The 17,319-nt window shown below is 52.9% G+C and carries 15 protein-coding genes and 1 pseudogene; 6 read left to right on the top strand and 10 right to left on the bottom strand.

Translation table 11 applies throughout. From position 1 onward, the window contains the following. Positions 1-78: 78 nt before the first annotated feature. The 3 genes from GSQ81_RS17430 to GSQ81_RS17420 form a co-directional block, all read right to left on the bottom strand. A complete protein-coding gene (locus GSQ81_RS17430; protein ID WP_158911896.1) occupies positions 79-441 on the bottom strand; it encodes a hypothetical protein in 363 nt (120 codons plus the stop codon). After that, positions 438-941, bottom strand: a complete 504-nt coding sequence (locus tag GSQ81_RS17425) for a hypothetical protein (RefSeq protein WP_158911895.1) — start codon at positions 939-941, stop codon at positions 438-440. The genes GSQ81_RS17430 and GSQ81_RS17425 overlap by 4 nt, the downstream gene beginning before the upstream one ends. 151 nt (positions 942-1,092) lie before the next feature. Then, positions 1,093-1,776: a TonB-dependent receptor domain-containing protein gene (locus GSQ81_RS17420; RefSeq protein WP_371715350.1), complete on the bottom strand. Its 684-nt coding sequence runs from the start codon at positions 1,774-1,776 to the stop codon at positions 1,093-1,095. A 170-nt stretch (positions 1,777-1,946) separates the two neighbouring features. Between GSQ81_RS17420 and GSQ81_RS17415 the strand changes: the two genes are divergently transcribed. Then, positions 1,947-2,129 (top strand): hypothetical protein, encoded by a 183-nt coding sequence (locus GSQ81_RS17415; protein WP_256369694.1) that lies wholly within the window; start codon positions 1,947-1,949, stop codon positions 2,127-2,129. Here the strand turns inward: GSQ81_RS17415 and GSQ81_RS17410 are convergent. Next, positions 2,116-2,495: pseudogene (locus GSQ81_RS17410) on the bottom strand (transposase). The gene GSQ81_RS17415 and the pseudogene GSQ81_RS17410 overlap by 14 nt on opposite strands. Positions 2,496-3,082: 587 nt before the next feature. On the opposite strand from GSQ81_RS17410, the gene GSQ81_RS17405 reads away from it, so the two are divergent. The 5 genes from GSQ81_RS17405 (at position 3,083) to GSQ81_RS17385 (ending at position 9,029) form a co-directional block, all read left to right on the top strand. Continuing rightward, positions 3,083-3,427 (top strand): PadR family transcriptional regulator, encoded by a 345-nt coding sequence (locus GSQ81_RS17405; protein ID WP_158911892.1) that lies wholly within the window; start codon positions 3,083-3,085, stop codon positions 3,425-3,427. A gap of 2 nt (positions 3,428-3,429) precedes the next feature. Continuing rightward, positions 3,430-6,144, top strand: a complete 2,715-nt coding sequence (locus GSQ81_RS17400) for an ABC transporter permease (RefSeq protein WP_158911891.1) — start codon at positions 3,430-3,432, stop codon at positions 6,142-6,144. Between the two features lie 411 nt (positions 6,145-6,555). Then, the gene (locus GSQ81_RS17395; protein WP_158911890.1) at positions 6,556-7,173 is read left to right on the top strand and encodes a hypothetical protein; all 618 of its coding nucleotides are present in this window, start codon (positions 6,556-6,558) and stop codon (positions 7,171-7,173) included. 2 nt (positions 7,174-7,175) lie between these two features. Then, entirely contained in the window at positions 7,176-7,619 is a 444-nt protein-coding gene (locus tag GSQ81_RS17390) for a hypothetical protein (protein ID WP_158911889.1), read from the top strand. Positions 7,620-7,673: 54 nt separating this feature from the next. Then, a complete protein-coding gene (locus tag GSQ81_RS17385; RefSeq protein WP_216846463.1) occupies positions 7,674-9,029 on the top strand; it encodes a histidinol-phosphate transaminase in 1,356 nt (451 codons plus the stop codon). Here GSQ81_RS17385 and GSQ81_RS17380 read toward each other — a convergent pair. The 6 genes from GSQ81_RS17380 to GSQ81_RS17355 form a co-directional block, all read right to left on the bottom strand. Then, entirely contained in the window at positions 8,934-10,100 is a 1,167-nt protein-coding gene (locus tag GSQ81_RS17380; RefSeq protein ID WP_158911888.1) for a YeiH family protein, read from the bottom strand. The two genes, GSQ81_RS17385 and GSQ81_RS17380, sit on opposite strands and share 96 nt — an antisense overlap. Before the next feature lie 498 nt (positions 10,101-10,598). Then, complete coding sequence (locus tag GSQ81_RS17375) at positions 10,599-11,192, bottom strand: hypothetical protein (protein WP_158911887.1); 594 nt, start codon at positions 11,190-11,192, stop codon at positions 10,599-10,601. Positions 11,193-11,298: 106 nt separating this feature from the next. Continuing rightward, on the bottom strand, positions 11,299-12,414 hold the full coding sequence (locus GSQ81_RS17370) for a hypothetical protein (RefSeq protein ID WP_158911886.1): 1,116 nt from the start codon (positions 12,412-12,414) through the stop codon (positions 11,299-11,301). A gap of 46 nt (positions 12,415-12,460) precedes the next feature. Further along, positions 12,461-13,231 (bottom strand): hypothetical protein, encoded by a 771-nt coding sequence (locus tag GSQ81_RS17365; protein ID WP_216846462.1) that lies wholly within the window; start codon positions 13,229-13,231, stop codon positions 12,461-12,463. Positions 13,232-13,260: 29 nt separating this feature from the next. Further along, a complete protein-coding gene (locus GSQ81_RS17360; protein WP_158911885.1) occupies positions 13,261-13,683 on the bottom strand; it encodes a DUF6152 family protein in 423 nt (140 codons plus the stop codon). A gap of 33 nt (positions 13,684-13,716) precedes the next feature. Further along, positions 13,717-17,007 (bottom strand): carboxypeptidase regulatory-like domain-containing protein, encoded by a 3,291-nt coding sequence (locus tag GSQ81_RS17355; RefSeq protein WP_158911884.1) that lies wholly within the window; start codon positions 17,005-17,007, stop codon positions 13,717-13,719. Positions 17,008-17,319 lie beyond the last annotated feature (312 nt).

The raw sequence follows: 17,319 nt of genomic DNA, 5'->3' as shown, positions 1-17,319 counted from the left end.
CGACAAGTTGCCTGCGATTGATCATCAAGAACACCTCTTTGTATCGTCAGGTAACGGCACCATCTTTCGCCGATGTCCTTAGAATTCGAGCCGGAATGCAACCTGCAGGACGCGTGGCGAGCCATTTGCATTTACGGATGTGATCTTTCCGAAGGTTGATGAAGACAAACTCGAGTTGGGGTTGGCCAGGTTCGTGTGATTCAGAAGATTGAATGCCTCAGCGCGGAAGAGCGGATGAACGACCTTCAGCGACGGAAGAGCTTTAGTAAATCCAAAATCGACATTCTCCAAACCTGGGCCGACCAGTGAATTCCGCCCGCTGTTGCCAAAGGTCCCGACGGCGTTTGTTGTGTATGCCGCTGTGTTGAACCACTTCGAGACCTTCTGTGCGCGTGAAGCACCGTTATAGGTAACCGCGGGACTAATGCGATCTGCATTCACGCCCTTTTGGAGTTATCGACACCGGAGGTAACGGAAAACGGAGTTCCAGTAGCCAGTTTGACAATACCGTTAAGCTCCCATCCCTTGGCAAGAGAGCGAACCATCAGACCATTGCTTCCTGGCTCAGGCAGCTTCCAGATAAAAGAGGTAACGAAACTGCTCCCGATATTGAAGTCAGACAATCCTCGCGCGGAGCGGTAATTGAACGGGTTGTAGATTGCACTGCTGTCATCGGAATCGTTGTCGATCGATCGTGCCCAGGTGTAGTTGGCAAGCACCGTCACGCCGTGGCTAATCCGCTTGTTGTACGTGGACTGCAGTGAGTTGTACGACGAGTGGGCTCCAGAAAATTGCCGTGTGATGCTGGTGAAGTTGGTGTTGATGCGGCGAGCCTGAGTGCTGCTGCCGGCCTTGTTGGCAAGAGCCGGATTCTCCTCCACGGTGGCGAAGAGATGTTCGCCCACACTGCCCACATAGGCAATGGTAAGGACGCTCTGCATGAGAGTTGCTGCTGCACATTCAGGTTCCATTGATCGATGCGCGCGTTGCGAAAGTTCGGCGAGAAATCGGTGAGAGCAGCGAGTGGCGTTGCAAACTTATAGGTGGAATATTGGGCCGGGGTTGGCGCGGTGAACGGGAAAGGATCTCCGCCTATATCGCTATACGGATTTGCGAGACCACCAGTGGGCGAGCTAATAGCCAGCGAGTACGCATAGGCAGGTTGGTAGAGAGATTGTTTAGCGCCTGCGAGCGGATACTCGCATTGTAGATGCCGAAGCCACCGCGAAGACTGGTGAGGCCGTAGCCGAAAACATCCAGAGCAAAACCCACACGCGGCGCGAGTACTCCCCAGCGACCAGGGTAGGTGTTCGAGGGAACGCCCGCATCGCCAGGAAACACATAGCCGATGGGAGCATTCGGCAACGCCGTAGATTGCTGGCCAGCCCGGTACTGTGACACGCGATCCAGCCGATCATGCAGCGGAACAAACGGTTCCCAGCGGAGACCGAGATTCAACGTTAGACGAGGCGATATTTTCCAATCATCTTCGGCAAAGAGATCGGGGGTAGTAGCTGCAGGCTTGCCGCCGTTATAAGACTGCTGAGTAATCTTGCTCATGCGTCCGACAAGAAAATCAGCGAGAGAGTTCTTCGTGAAGGTGCCATTGAAGGTGAGAGAGGCGTCAGTCTGGAAAGTCTGTGACTGGTCTGTATATTGTTGCCGAAGATCACCGCCGAGGCTGAGATTGTGACTACCAAAGGTCCAGTTAGCCGCATCCGAATACTGATACCCGGCACGAAGTTGATTCAACGGCCAGCGACTGAGCGACCCGATATCGTCGTGTCCCAGCCGATTGGAGCACCATTGACACCGCGAGTAATGCCTGCGCCGAAGTCACCCCACTTCCGCCACTGGGTTGGGGGAAGTGGAATCATTTGGCAAGAAGGTGACCGAGGCAGACGTGCGCGCAGAAGCCGACGCTCTCGTCTCTTCTGGATTGAAGGATTTGTGGGCTATCCCTTCGTCAATGTAGATGGAAGGAGAGCGCGATGAAAAACGATGTCTTACAACCCGATCATCGCAAGTTCCACGATATGAAAGCCTTGGGGAATTACATTCACTCCAAAGGTCTTAAGTATGGAGTCTACTCATCTCCCGGGCCTGAGGGCCTGTTCACGATCTTCTGAGTAGAAGGACGAGGAAGGCGAGATGGATTCTTTGCAGGCTGGTGTTGAGCGAACTTTCTCAGTTTTTCCAGAGTCTTCTACATTTTTCCAGCCATGCGAAGGACCTCTCGACGACCCATCGCTGGGGCATGACGGCGAAGGTGTGGAGTTGGTTGCGTTTCGCGACTTGCACCGTCCGCCACTTGGGAAACTCACCCAGCAGCAGTTGCCACTGGCAACCGCTCTTGAGCAGGTACAGCACACCGCACAATGCCTCGTACCGATCGACCGTCGGCGGCTTGGTGCGCTGGCGACTCCCTCCAACAAAGGACGAACAAGAGCAACCTGCTCACGGCTTACGTCGCTTCCATACACCTTCTTCCCCATACATATAGTGTCCAGCCAATCCCACCGCCCCGCTAGCAACTAGATCGTGAACAGGCTCTGAGGCTTTAAGCTTGGAGATGATGAGTTTTGCCAGGAGCTTCTAAACAACATGCTGAAAGTGTTTCCCGCTATTAGCAGAAGTCTGATTTGAATTAAGTCGACCGGTCATTACCCTTCCGAATTTGGTGCGGAACCCCACCATTGCGAGATTGGCGAACGTCTGTCTTCTCATCTGCTTGCCCAGGATTGAAGATGCCCTGGGGGCCCCTCTTGCCGATTGCGAGCTTGACTCCGGCCCCTCCTCCTCTTCGCTACATGAAGCCGAATGCCGGCCACTCATCCATAACACCTCAAGCCCTCCTGCTCAGGACCCAATGAGTGACTCGCCTTGTTCTCAACAGTTGAAATAACTTGCGGTTTGCCCGTCATTCGAGAGGAACTGGTATCGAAACGGCCCCGATCCGATTGTCCTGCCCTAAGAAATTGTTGCGGCGAGGAACCTTTGGACAAAGTGTTGCGTAAAGCACTTCTATGGACATTGCAAAGGAGAAGGTGATAGCTTCTTTGCAATATCCAAAGGAGAAGGCATGGCAGCGGACAAATCCGAGGTTTTACAAGGAACGCTCGATCTCATGATCCTCAAAACGCTGCAGGCATTGGGCTCGCTGCACGGTTTCGGCATCGCACGGCGCATCGAGCAGTTGAGCGAAGACGTGCTTACGTTGAACGAAGGCACGGTCTACACATCGCTCTTGCGCCTGCAGCAGAAAAGCTGGATTGCAAGTGAATGGGGCGTCTCCGAGAACAACCGCCGGGCGCGGTTCTACAGCATCACCAAGCGCGGCCTGAAGCAGCTTGCAGTCGAGACCGAAAACTGGGAGCGCATCGCCGCTGTCATTGGCCGCGTGCTGGCGCTTGAGGCAAAGGCCTAGTCATGTCTGACCGCGCGCTTACCTTCGTGGCCAAGCTGAAGACACTCTTTGTGCAGAGACGCGCCGACAGCGCCTTTGACGAAGAGATGAAGACCCATCTGGAGATGCTCGCAGAAAAGTACGAGCGTGAGGGCATGAATACCAAAGAGGCGGCACGGACAGCACGAAGGCAGTTTGGTAACACCACTCTATTGAAGCAGCGACAGAGGGAATCGAGGACGACGATGTTCTTTGCGAATGTTTGGCGGGATGTCCGCTATGGTGTGCGGCAGTTGGCGAAGACGCCGGTGTTTACCATCGTCTGCGTGCTCACCCTGGCTCTGGGGGTGGGCGCGAACACAGCCGTCTTCAGCGTCATGCATGCCGTGCTGATGAAGATGTTGCCGGTGCAGGACGCTTCGCACGTCTTCTACCTGCACACCACAGGATGGCCGGACGGCGCCTCGCAGACCGGCAACTCGGACAACTCCTTTTCCTATCCCGTATATCGAGCTCTACGCGAGCAGCAGAGCGGATTGCAGGAGGTCATAGCCTTCATTCCCATGTCTTTTAGCGGCAAGGCCCCTGTGCGCGTAGGCACAGTGCCGGAGGAGGCTACGGGCGACATGGTCAGCGGCAACTACTTTCGTGGGCTGGGCGTTGGCACGGAGTTAGGTCGCGGCTTTCTGCAGAAAGACGAGGACGACCACACGCCAGTCACCGTCATCAGCGAGAAGTTCTGGGCTACGCACTTCGACCGTAGTCGCGATGTAATTGGAAAGACGCTGTACATCAAGTCAGTTCCCTTCACCATCGTCGGGGTCGCGATCAAAGGATTCGAAGGCACTGAGGGAGGGCTTCCGCTGGACTTCTGGATTCCGCTGCAGAGCAGGCCGGATTTCAATGCCTGGGGATCGCCCGCAGAAGACGGTATGTACCTGACCAAGCAGGACTTCTGGTGCATGAGGCTGATGGTTCGCACCGCACCTGGCGTAAGCCGTGAGCAAGCGTTGGCAAGGGCGCAGGCAGTCTTTGAACAGGCGGCTTACATAGGGGTTCACCAGAAGCATGCGGGTGACCCAACCTACCAGCTCTCGTTCAAGGATGCGAAGCAGTTCGACAACCAGGACGACTCCTTCGCCCGTGCGCTGAAGACGCTGATGGCGATGGTCTGCCTTGTGCTTCTAATTGCCATGAGCAACGTGGTGATGCTGTTGATGGCACGCAATGCAAGCAGGCAGCGAGAGTTCGCCGTACGGCTTGCACTCGGCGCGGGGCGCACGGAGATGGCTCGCCAGTTACTTACGGAGAGCGTGCTGCTTGTTACGCTGGGCGGCATCGCGGCGTGGGCATTCGCTGTGGGCGCTACGCGTGCTCTCGGATCGTGGGCGCAGATTCAATCGAACCTTCAGCCGGATGGAACCGTGCTGTGGTTCACACTGAGCGTGCTGTTCTTGTTGGCACTCGTCTTCGGACTTGCCCCGTTGCGTGCTGCGATGTCGAGCAGCCCGGAGATGGTGCTGCGTAGCTCCGCAACGGTCTCACAGTCAAACTCGCAGAAGATGCGCGCAGGCAATGCGGTCATCGTGACGCAGATAGCCATGTGCGTCGTCTTGCTGGTTGGCGCGGGGTTGCTGCTCGGCACGCTGCGAAATCTGTTGAACACTCCGCTTGGGCAGAAGCCCAAGGGCTTGCTGGTCTTCGGCGTGCATCCGCAACACGCTCATACCAAGGAAGAGAGCATCGCCTTCTTCGTCGCGCTGCAGCAGAGACTGCGAACGATCCCCGGTGTAGAGAGCGTTTCCATGGCGAGCAACCGGCCCGGTACTGGATGGTCCAATAACAACGCCGGCCTGCTTGTGGACGGTCACAAGCCGAACGGGATCGATCCCTCACAGGCGAGCTTCAGAGGAAACGTCGTAGCCGCGGATTACTTTCACACCATGGGCGTGCAGATACTGCAGGGGCGCGATTTCTCCGATGCCGACTCCCCGTCCACTCCAAAGGTCTTGATCGTGAATGAGACCTTCGCGAAAAAATATCTGGGTACACTCAACGCCGTAGGCCACGTTCTCACCGATCTCAAGGGCACCGACGCAAGCCTCATCATTGGTGTCGTCAAAGATCATAAGTACACCAGCATCACCGAAGAAGCGATGCCGATGATATGGACCGTATTCACGCAGGGGGGCGCGGTGAATGATCTCAACGTCGAGATGCGTGTGCCCGGAGACCCCATGACAATGTTGCCCACGGTACGCAAGGTGATCACCCAGATCGATCCTGACATGCCCTTGCTCGAGCCCATGACTCAGAGCGCGGTCTTCGAGCAGTCCATAGCGCAACAGGCTCTCTTCGCTCGCCTCGCAGGCTGCTTCGGCATGCTTGCCGTGGTGCTCATCGCGACCGGCTTATACGGAACGCTCGCCTACCGCGTCAGCCGCCGCAGCGCGGAGATTGGCATCCGGATGGCCCTCGGCGCACAGCGCTCGCAGGTAGTGTGGATGGTCCTTCGCGGAAGCCTGCTGTTATGCGCGGCCGGTGTTGTACTTGGCGTGCCGCTCGCCATGGCGGCTGGGAAGGGGCTCGAAAGCTCGCTGTACGGAATGAAGTCTCTCGATGCGGCAAGTTATGCCTTCGCCATTGTCGGTGTCGCCCTGGTTGCCCTCTTGGCGAGCGCAGTGCCTGCAGGCCGCGCTGCGAATGTAAATCCTACAAATGCATTGCGTATGGAATAGATTTAGGTTCAGTCGAGAGCATAGAAAACACCAAGATCATGTCGGAATCCGCGATTCGAGAAACCTCGCGTCATTTAGACAACTACATAGCACCCTTCCTCTTTATCAAGTCCTCGGGAATCCAGTCGTAACCCGGCGGACGCTAGGTTTGTGATAATCGCCAATGCACTCATCGAGAACTCACGATCACTTCCCACAAGCCGATTTATGAGGAGTTATCAAGCCTGGGCCGATCCGTTCCTATCAGAACTTCGGCATTCGCTCACGCCGCTGCGTCGTCGAGGAAGCCGGTACACGGAGGTTCGCCGGAAGTCTGAATCACGCCGTCCAGCGAGATATGTTCGATGATCTTCAGCTTTCTCATTCTGAGCTTCCTTTCCTGGTCCTTGGAGAGACATCGGCAATCGAATCGTGATTGAATCCGCAACCAGAATCCATCGATCCAGTCTAGATGCACTGATACCGACAGGTCATATCGCACTGGATGCCTCCTACATCGGATCGCGGTCAATCAACCTCAATCCCTCTCCAACCAGCAGCACTCCGATCAACATCAATCAACTTAACCCATCGAACTTCAGCCTCGGCGGATCTTTGAGCGATCAGGATCCGAATTATGTAGCTGGCGGACCCGGGATCATCGGTCGGTCCACGGTGGCCCGTTCGCAGACACTTCGCCCATTCCCTCAGTTCACCTCAATCAATCTCTTTGTCAGCTCTGCTCATGCCGACTACAACGCACTCTTGGTAAAGGCTGAGAAGCGCGCAGCTCACGGTCTCAATCTGATCACCTCCTTCACATGGTCGCGCAATATGGATTCGTCTTTTGCTACCGCTAATAGCATCCAGAGTCCTGGAGTGTCGGCTCCCCAAAACATTTATGATCTTGAAGCCGAATACTCACACTCTGTCGCCGATGTTCCTCATCGCTTCGTCGCCGGTGTTCTTTACGATCTGCCGTTTGGAAAAGGAGACGTTTTTCGACCGGCACGCGCTGGGGTGATGAGATCATCGGTCGCTGGCAGTTGAACGTGCTGCCCACCTTCCAGAGTGGGTTCCCGGTCTCGATCCGCCAGAGCAGCAATCCCAATAGCACTATCGCCGGCAATGGTGTGCAGCGACCCAACCTGGTTCACGGGGCTGCTCTTGGGACTAAAGGTAGTTTGTATAGCCGTCTAAACGGATACATTAACCCAGCTGCATTTACCACCGCGCCGGCTTACACGTTCGGCAACGCGCCACGCTCACTCGCATTGCGTGGTCCGGGTTACGAGAACTGGGACATCACTCTGTTCAAGAGTGTCCTGATTCGTGACCGCGTCAACGTCCAGTTCCGCGCGCAGACCTTCAACACGTTCAACACTCCATTGTTCGCCGGTCCAAATACGGCCTTTGGCAGCGCGAACTTTGGCGCCATTACAGCTCAGGCGAACTTTCCGCGCTACCTACAACTCGGCCTCCACATCACCTATTGACACAATGGGTGATGTGGAACTGCTCAAGCTTTACCCGGCAAAGGAATGAAACAAATGTCATCGAATCTTACTCGCCGATCGTTGCTAAAGACCTCCAGCTTCGTGTTGGGCGCAACTCTCATGCCGCTCTCAGCAACCGCCGCACCTGCCGATCTCAACCCACAGAGATTGATCCGTCTTAATCTCAATGAAAATGCCTTCGGACCGTCTTCGAACGTCGAGATTGCAATCCAGCGCGAATTTTCTCGCCTTGCCCGGTACGCGGATGCAAACGCGGCTCAGGCTTTCGCAGAGTTGATCGCTGCTTATAAGCGCATCCCGGTTGAACAGATCGTATTGGGAGAAATTCTGGGAGCGCTCGGTCTCTATCTCGGAAGCCAGGGAGGGCCGGGCGGAGAATTCATTTATTCAACGCCAGGATACCTGGCTCATGTCGACGCCGCCTCGCATGTCGGGGGAATCGGCGTTCCCGTTCCCCTCGACGTGAAGTATGAGAATGATCTGCCTGGTCTCGCGGCGAAGATCAATTCCCGAACCCGAGCCCTCTACTTGATCAACCCACACAACCCTACCGGCACAGTCAGCGCTGATAGACCTTTCAAACACTTTCTCCGGGAAGCCTCACAACACGTTCCGGTGATCGTAGACGAAGCATACCTCGAGTACACTGCGGAGTTTGAAATTCGATCCGCCGTATCGCTCGTCCGCGAGGGTGTTGACGTTCTCGTCTTTCGTACCTTCGACAAGATCCATGGTCTCGCCGGGCTTCCCATTGGATATACGCTTGCTCCGCGTCGTTTGGCCGATACTCTCAGGAAGCAAGGTGCCGGAGATGCCGAATCGCTAGGTCGCATGAACATCGCCGCCGCTTCTGCGGCTCTCGCCGACACGGCACACGTCGCTCGGACTCGGACCATTACATCTTCCGAACGAACAAAATGGATCTCGGCTCTCGATGAACTGAAGCTCGCACACACAGATTCGCACGCAAACTTTATCTTCTTCGATGCCGGACGCCCACAAGCGGAACTCGCGGCAGCGTTCCGTGCTCGCAATGTCGACATCGGTCGAACCTTTTCGCCTTCTCTCACATGGGCCCGTATCACTGTTGGTCTGCCCGAGGAGAACCGGATCGCCCAGCAACAACTTCGTGAGGTCCTACGTGATATTCCGAAGTGGCGATTAACACCAGACGGAATCCAGCAGCAAATGACAACAAGCTCCGCTCAAACTCGCATTAGCTCGAAAGACGATTTCCCAATAACTAAAAGCTGGGTGTGCGGTATCCGTGCCACCAAAGACAAATGGCCTGAGTTAGAGATGATAGATCCGGCTGGCTCCGAGAATCAGTACAAGGGTAATGATAGCTATGGCAATTTCACCCAGAGCGCTTACGATCAGAGGGCGTGAGCCTTGCTTGAAGAGCTCTCGAAGGTTGGTGCGTAATCCTACGCCCGCAAAAGTGAGTAGAAAGGCCCAACGGCTTAGGTTACCGAGTGCTGTAAGTTCAACTTGTGTGAAGCCTAATTGCGCGACGACAGGGTTACTGGAAGCCCCTAGCGTAGCGAGCAACGAAATGAAGATAAAGCCGAGAACGAATTTCGGAAACTTCTGCCAGAGAAATAAAGCCTTGTGTTGAAGCTGGTTCGTAGTGGCTTCGTTCGCTAGACCTTTGCGTGCCCACTGGATCGCATAGGCAAGGACAATAAAACCAATAAGGGCATTACGGCATGTCTTGGCTAGAACAGCAAACTTACCGGCGGCATCTGAGTAAAGAGCTCCGGCAGCGGTGGCTTCGGCGGTATTATCGACAGCGAGTCCAGCCCAGAGACCATAAGCATGGTCCGACATGTGGAGAGCATGACCTATGAGAGGAAAGGTGAAAAGAGAAAGAGCACCTAACGCCAAGATAGCAGCAATAGCAGTAGAAGAATCCTTTTCGTCGGCATCAATGGCGCCTTGCGTGGCGATGATGGCTGACACCCCGCAAATGCTGGAGCCGACTGCGAGCAAAGTTGTTAGTTTTGGACTGAGGTTGAAGGCATGGCCAAGCCACGTCATAAATGTAATTGAGAGCGCAAGAGCGATAAAGACCAGAACAAGCGAGAGTCCACCAAGACGCAGAATGTCTCCAAGAATGAATCGGGCACCGAGAAGAATGATTCCAGCTTTGAGCCAGAATTCGTAAGTTGCCACTCCGGGGCGGAAGATGCGCGGAAGCCCAACGGTATTGGATATAACAATCCCGAAGACGATGGCCCAGAGAACATATTCGATGTTCGGAAAGGTAATGTGGTGAGCTTTAGTGTAGGTATTGAGGAAGTGCTCCACGAACTTGCCCGCGTAACCGACCACGGCGAGCAATGCAACGCCAGGGAAAAGACCAAGAAGAGTTGTACGTTCTGCGGGAATCGTACCGGGAGCGTGTGGCGGGTATTCATTGCGAAGGTCTGGTAGTTCGGTCTCGGCTGAGATTGCCATGTTCTTTCTCCGGTCTTATTGAATTAGCGAAGCGCGACTGCTGACTACCAGGGGACAGTTTTGAGAAGCCCAAGACGAACAACGAGGGCGAGGCCAAGGGAGAGAATGACGGCCCAGCCATCGATTGATATATTGAACTTCGAAGTGGGTACACGGTTGGACATCGATTGCTCCTGAAAGAAATAACTCACAACGATTGCGGTCGAGTGGTTTAGCTTGAATGGGGATGACTATAAGGGATCTGAATGATCCAAAACAACGTTGGCTGTTAGCTAGTTACAACAGAAGAGACAGCAGGAGGGCATGAGGCTCAGCGACTTGATTTGTGTGCGAACCATCATGATTGCCTAATGTATATCACTAACAGGTTTTGTCTTTATTAAAATCCACTACAAATAAGCTGCAATCCCACTTTTAACCTCGTCCCAGACCGAGCCTTACGGAGAACGAACCAAGAGCGCAGCCACAACACGATCTATTTGTTCAGCTAAATAGTATTTATTGAATACGAGGACGTGCCTGTGGAGTCAAAACATCCTCTAAAGGATTTGGGCATGGCTTGACCGTGCACTTTGATTCGTTCGTTGGTGTCGTCTTTGTATAGTTGTGAAAAAAGCTAGCGTCACCGGGCACCGCATAGATTATGACCTGTCGCCCAAGCGCATATTCGTCGGTAGTCGGAATGATCTTCGTTGGATCAGCCCCTAGCCATTGGGTGAGATATGCTTTTGTATTCACAACGCGATACGCGGCCACATCGCTAAACCGTATATCGAGACCAGTCATGTCCTCGCCTTCACGCTCCATGCCATGGTCTTGGTCTTCGCGATCATATAACGGATGCGATATGCCAACGAGAACCAACTTAATGTTGGGCGTTGCCTTAAGTCTCTTGGCTGCCTGTTCGAGGCATGGCAGTGCGGCATCCTCGACACGCGCTGGACGTCTTGAGTCTTTATTGAATTCGATGGTGCACACCTTTTTCACGCCAGTGGCTAATGGAAGTCGCTGTGCCAATGAAGATATCGAAGCTGCACCAAAGAGAAGGATGATCGCCGTCATAGCTTGGGCAAAGAGTTTTGGTTCGTACATAGAATATTTTCCTTGTCGCCATTAACTAGTTATTAGGTGGAACGTGTTATCCCCAATGAGGGATAACACGTTAGGTTTTCAGGTGGATTACTCTAGAAATTAGGGCTCATTTGTTGTTACTGCTCGTGCTGTCCGGAGGGTTTATTGGCAAACCCGGAATGTCGTTTCCTCCTGGGATCAGCCCCTCCTGGCAAGCTTCTTCCCAGTTTTCGTATTTAGCCTGTGATTCAGCAGTGATAGGACCTGGAGGTGCGCCTCCATCTCCGCCGAAGAAAGCGCGATGTTCATCGAAACCGAACGTCCACGGTCGCGTGTAGACAGATGGATCGTCAAAGGTGGCCTCATATCGAAAATGATTTGCATCAATAAACTTGAAGCGCTCGATATGGTGAACCTTGTTGCTTGAAAAGTCCCCCGCCCGGCTAAGACGACCCTTAGCATTGTTATTGGTGGTGTCAACAACAAGCGTGGTTCCCTCCCAATGGCCACGAGAATCGCCCATCCAGAGTTTTAGGGTACTCCCTACATGTGGGCGGTTATCAAGATAAATAATTCGATACACTTCACTTCCTTCGAAGATAAGAAGAACGTAACCCGGAAACTGCTCTACCTGAACATCATGCCAGGTGAACTGCCGAACAGCTCCCAAAGGCCAGCAGCGCTGCTGCGGGTCGATATCTCCATAACTTGTTGGCGCATAGTAATGAGCAAATAGATCTTGCTGATGAGCCAGGGCCTCCGGGGTGTAAGGAATGTCATAGTCGGCAGTATCGGTAATTCTGCTTGGAGCATTCCTCGCTCTTCTTGGCACGCGCCCAGTCTGCTTCTGACCATCGTTCTTTCGAACATCTGGTGCAGATTGCGAATTAGCAATAGTGGGGGGATTGCCATGACCTCTCTGACCTGCGGTATGTCCACTAGCATCCGGCGCCGGTGGTCCGCCAGCATTCGACGTGCCTGGCGCAGGTCTTGGGCCAGGTGGCGGCACGCAGTTGACGTCGCCGTTGGTAGGATTGGTGAGGCAGCCCATACCGTAATAGACGGTTGTCCAAACACCCCTAATATCAGGCTGACCGTCACTCAAGAGCTTGGGTTTCCACGGTTTGGTCGAGACTTCGGCTTTGGAGGTAGCCGGCTGGGCAATGCCCGGCATGCAGATCGCAGTGCCCAGTGCCAAAACAATCGACAGATTCTTTATATGGTGTATCTGCTTCACATTCACTTTTAAATTCTCCTGTCTCGTTGCGGATTCGATTGGACTCGTTGCGCTATGGATAATACTTATCGAGGCCGAAGGCATAGCAGACATAATCTAGAAGCTGGAAGTTCTTTTCCTTGTGCTTGTACAGAATGAGATCGATATGCCATGGCCTGGAATACACCTGCGGATCTTCAATCTCAACCTTGTAATCGATATGATCTGCGTCTAGCAGTCTGTACCGTTCCACTACGTGCAACGATTCACTGTGATAGTCTCCCGCATGATCGAACCATGTGAGGTCATTGAAATCAACACTATCGACGACGAGAATATCCCCTTCCCACTTGGCGCGTGAATCTCCAAGCCACCAATTGATATGCCCGGGCGGATGGACCGTACCGTTGGTATAGAGGAAGCGATGCGCGTGTGCAAACTCATAGAGGACCGTGATCTTGTCGCCTTTCGGCAGTTGGAATATCTGGAAAGGAAGATTACGTGCATAGGTGATGCGTGGAACTCCAGGAAGATCACACTTTGCGGTGTCGAGATCCGAAGTCCTGCGTTTTTCTAAATTATCCTGTTTCTGCTTCAGAGCTTCTGGCAGATAAGGAATCTCATGTTCTTCAACAACACTTTGCGCACCCGGAGCATATTTGTCTGCGATGTGATCCTGCAAGTTAACGTCTGCACCACTGATCGACTGCCAAATCCCGTTGAGGTTAGGTTTGCCATCGGCGAGGCGTGGAATAGTTGCTAGCTTGGCCGACTGCCCCCAAGCAGAGGCAGTTAAAACGATGCCGGCGATAAAAATGAAGCAGTTGCCCTTACGAAAACCCATAATCTCCTCTTTCGTTTGAATGTTGGAAGTTATTCTTTGTCGCCGGGATCGCCTGGTGCACCAGTCCCCACCGACCCTGTAAAGAGACTCCGGCCATCGGGTAGTTTGACTGAAGTACCGTTAATAATTTTTTTTCCATTCTTAGAGAGATAACCATTCACAGTTAGTTCAATACCGAGTGGAAAATCGGTCTCGCGAAGACCGCGCCGAAGAAGCGCATTTGGGCCACCAAATTCAACGGCCCAACTCGTAACCGTTTTATCCGGATTAGCAACGTCGACATAAATCCACCCATGCGGATTAACCCAGGACAGCTTAGTAAGCTTCCCGTGTAGAGTAATGGGCTTACTCGCGTCGTATTCAGCCGCAAACGAATGATGCGCAAAGGCGGGAGTAGAAATCGCAACTACGCCTATAGCTAGAACAGCATTAAGTAATAACTTCTTCATCATGGATCTCCTTTGTGTTAAGTGGTGGTTTTTGAGCTAAAACAACACCTTTATTCCGGCTTGCAATTCCCGAGCAGAATTCTGAGCTGCGGTAACCTGGCCGAATGTCGCCGTTCCGACTGCCGCTTTGGGGGCGGCCAAGATGTCATGGTTCGTGGCATTGAATGCTTCAAGCCGCAACTGTGTGATCACTCGTTCTGTGATTTGAAATTTCTTGTGAGCCGCAAGATCCAGATTTAATCCCCCCGAGGACCGCAGTAGATTACGCGCCGCATCGCCAAAGGTGTACGGAGCATTAGGAGCAAAAGCTGCCGTATTGAACCACTGCGACTTCGTGTGCGTACGCGATCCGATTACCGGGTTGATGGCAGCGCGAAAATCTCCAACGACATTGGGCCTATCATTATTACCATCCAAGCTGCCTTGACCGGAATTCGAAGGATTTCCATTTACGGTAAGGTTGAACGGTAGTCCCGTGCTAAAGCTCAGGATTGGATCAAGGCTCCACCCTCCGAGTGCCACATTGGCATATCGATTCCACGTCGATCCAAAGCTCTTTCCGCGACCAAAAGGGAGATCGTATACCGCACTCGCGGTGACATGGTGCGCTATGTCCTGGCTTGAGACTGCCTTATCTGCCTGTATATCGTACGAATTCTGGACTCCACCTGATTGGTTCTCTCCTAACCCAATCGTTCTGGAATAGCCATAGGAAGCCAGAATACTCACGCCGCCTGAGTAGCGTTTTTCCACCTTTGTCTGTAACGCGTTGTAGTAGCTGTAGCCGATCTTGCCGATGCGGACGATGTCCGCCAGCGAAACGGTGTACGGTGTTCCCGTGACCGCTAAGGTCTGAAAAGGTCGGTTTAGATTCGTGTTTCCAGATTTTGGGGGAGCCTGGTTTGCATCATATTGCATCCATGCACCGGTCAGATCATTTCCTGCGTACCCTATTTCAAACAGAATGTGCCCGGGCAACTCACGCTGAACGTTTACATTCCATTGCTGTGCTCGCGGCCAACGACCGCGGGTATCATCTGATACGGTTAGCACGCTCGATGCATTCGCGAGAGACAGACTATTGGCAGGAAAGCCTCCCTGAAGAGTGAATGAAGGATTAGTTGCGGTGGGAGCATTCGACAACGCTATCTGCAAATGGAATGGAGGATTGATTTGCAAGGACTGCATGCCCCCAGGCTGTTGCGTGTTCGCATAGAAGAAGCCGTATGCTCCTCTTATCACGGTCTTATCGTCTGGCAGACTATATGCAAAACCAATTCTGGGAGCAAGTTGCCAATGGTCGGGCTGGATTGTCGATCGGCTTGTGCGGCTATTGCCGCCTTGACCTGCCAGAATCAAAACAGGAGTTCCGGTAAGATCCAGATTGTCATTGGCCAACTGATCGCCCTTGTCTAACGGCGGCCGGTTCAATTCATAACGAAGGCCAATATTCACAGTGAAGCGCCTGCTCACTGTCCAGTCGTCTAGTACAAAAAAGTGCGTGAGCGGCTGCCGATCGGTGACAGTCTCAACATTCGAAAGATTACCCGATGCAGGGATGCCAAGGAGAAAGTCTGCCAACGGTCCGTATGCAGATGCGGCTACACTATTAGTCTGCCTTGTGAATACTCCCGTGAAGCTGAGCGTTCCTTCTGACTGTTGCTCACTGACGAAGTTTGTCTGCAGCCAATATTGTTGAACACCAAATCTGATATTGTGCGTACGGTGTGCCCAGGTCAGATCTCCAGATATCTGGCGAGTTTCTGTACTAGTAATATTGCCTTTGCCGCCGCCGCCCAATGTCGTAAATCCTGTTACGCTCGTACTTACAAGCCCCCCGGGCACGAGAGTGTCTGCTCCAATGAAACCAATGGCGGCATTGAGATTAGGGCTCGTGGGACTGGAAGCAACTGACTTAAGGTAGTTCCAACCCGTACGAACAGAACTGATTAGAGTCGGAGACCATATTCTGTCGTAGCCGAAAGCGAAGGAATGCCCATAATCATCCGTAGGCTCGGCCGCCGTATAGTAAATGCCACCAATCGGCGGTAGCGTGATAGTTGGCGGGTAATGTTGATTTTGAGTGCTCCATCTGAAGAATGCATTCTGTTTAGTAGACAGGATGTCATCGATACGAAAATCGAACTTTACTGGAAACTGATTTGCAGGAGCTACATAGTCGTAGTTGCAGGTGGTGCAGCCCAAACCACCGGTCGTTTGTGGTAATGGGTACAGTTGCAATAGCTTAGCGGCAATAGGATCAATCCTGGAACCGGGGATACTGTTCTCCTTAAAGGCTGTTCGCGCAGGAAGTCCATTGACAGTGTTTGCACCATAGGTTGCAGGATCATAGACCGGGCCCGGGAAGATCCCATGACGTTCCTCAGCAGTTGGGACCGTGTTATGTTGGGTAGCGCTTTGAACCAGCTTCAATAGCTCAAAATCGCCAAAAGCAAATACTTTGTCACGAATAATTGGGCCGCCGATACTAGCTCCGAAGTCATTGCGGCTATAAGGCGTCTTAGTCGCAAAGAAGGGAGTCGCATCAAGGGCATCGTTGCGAAAAAACTCATACGCAGTGCCGTGAAGTTGATTTGTTCCTGATTTTGTGGAAACACTTACGACCCCAGAAGAGGAACGGCCATACTCTGCAGAATAACCGTTAGTTACCACCTGAAATTGACTGATGGCATCGATAGAAGGTTTGATTGCCTCTTTTTGGTTGCCATATGTATAACGGATAAATTGAGCGTTATTATCGATTCCGTCAAGCAGGAAGCCCACGTTATAGCCTTGCTGACCACCAATGCTGATTCCTACCCCGGCAATTGCAGGTGCAGTGCCAGCTGAAAGCGTCGCGAGTTGTAAATAATCTCTTCCATTCGCACTGCTAAGCGGCAACTCCACAATCTGATCATTTCCAATGACGGTTCCGCTCGTCGAGTCGGAAGTATGGAGAACAGTTCCCGATGCAGAGACCGTCACGACCTGTGATACGTTACCGGGCTGCAGCGTCGCGTCAATCTTGCGAACGTCGCCGATCGACAGCAGCACTTTGCTCACAGCGAACTGTTTAAATCCGTAAGCCTCGACTATTACTCGGTATTCGCCGATCGCTAAAGGCGGGGTCCGATACTCTCCACCGTTGTCCGTATGGATTTGCGTTGTAGCGGATGTAGCCGTGCTAATCACGGTAACAGTGGCATTTGCTACTGCTGCATGACTCGTATCAACAACCGAACCCAGGAGGATAGCGTTAGTAGCCTGTTGACCCAGGACCGTTCCACTCCAGAGCAAAATAAGCATTACAAACATTTTTCGCAACATGCTCGCCTCACAAGATACTGCCTGAATGACACTCTGGGGCATAGCTAGATTCCTAGCCACACGGGAGGTCATCAATGTAATTTGGTTTCTAGCTGACTCAGGCAAACATGCGCCCGCATCTCAAACAATAGCGGGCGAGTTATCTATAGATTGGAACCAACCATCAAGATGACAAACAACATGCTCGACCGCGCTCTCGAATCGACAGATACGCGCAACAAGCAGCTCTTTCTTGATAGTATGGCATGTCTATTATGTATCCTCTCTACTTACAAATGTCAACAATTATCTAACACCATTTGTACTTACTAG

Source organism: Granulicella sp. L56, from assembly GCF_009765835.1.
Taxonomy (GTDB): domain Bacteria; phylum Acidobacteriota; class Terriglobia; order Terriglobales; family Acidobacteriaceae; genus Edaphobacter.
The sequence above is the reverse complement of the archived record's forward strand: the minus strand, read 5'-3'. Positions and strand labels throughout refer to the sequence as shown.

Excerpts from the sequence above, each read along its gene's own strand:
- GSQ81_RS17425 (WP_158911895.1), bottom strand. The coding sequence starts at position 941 with ATGCAGAGCGTCCTTACCATTGCCTATGTGGGCAGTGTGGGCGAACAT.
- GSQ81_RS17405 (WP_158911892.1), top strand. The coding sequence starts at position 3,083 with ATGGCAGCGGACAAATCCGAGGTTTTACAAGGAACGCTCGATCTCATG.
- GSQ81_RS17400 (WP_158911891.1), top strand. The coding sequence starts at position 3,430 with ATGTCTGACCGCGCGCTTACCTTCGTGGCCAAGCTGAAGACACTCTTT.
- GSQ81_RS17385 (WP_216846463.1), top strand. The coding sequence starts at position 7,674 with ATGTCATCGAATCTTACTCGCCGATCGTTGCTAAAGACCTCCAGCTTC.
- GSQ81_RS17380 (WP_158911888.1), bottom strand. The coding sequence starts at position 10,100 with ATGGCAATCTCAGCCGAGACCGAACTACCAGACCTTCGCAATGAATAC.
- GSQ81_RS17375 (WP_158911887.1), bottom strand. The coding sequence starts at position 11,192 with ATGTACGAACCAAAACTCTTTGCCCAAGCTATGACGGCGATCATCCTT.
- GSQ81_RS17365 (WP_216846462.1), bottom strand. The coding sequence starts at position 13,231 with ATGGGTTTTCGTAAGGGCAACTGCTTCATTTTTATCGCCGGCATCGTT.
- GSQ81_RS17360 (WP_158911885.1), bottom strand. The coding sequence starts at position 13,683 with ATGATGAAGAAGTTATTACTTAATGCTGTTCTAGCTATAGGCGTAGTT.
- GSQ81_RS17355 (WP_158911884.1), bottom strand. The coding sequence starts at position 17,007 with ATGTTGCGAAAAATGTTTGTAATGCTTATTTTGCTCTGGAGTGGAACG.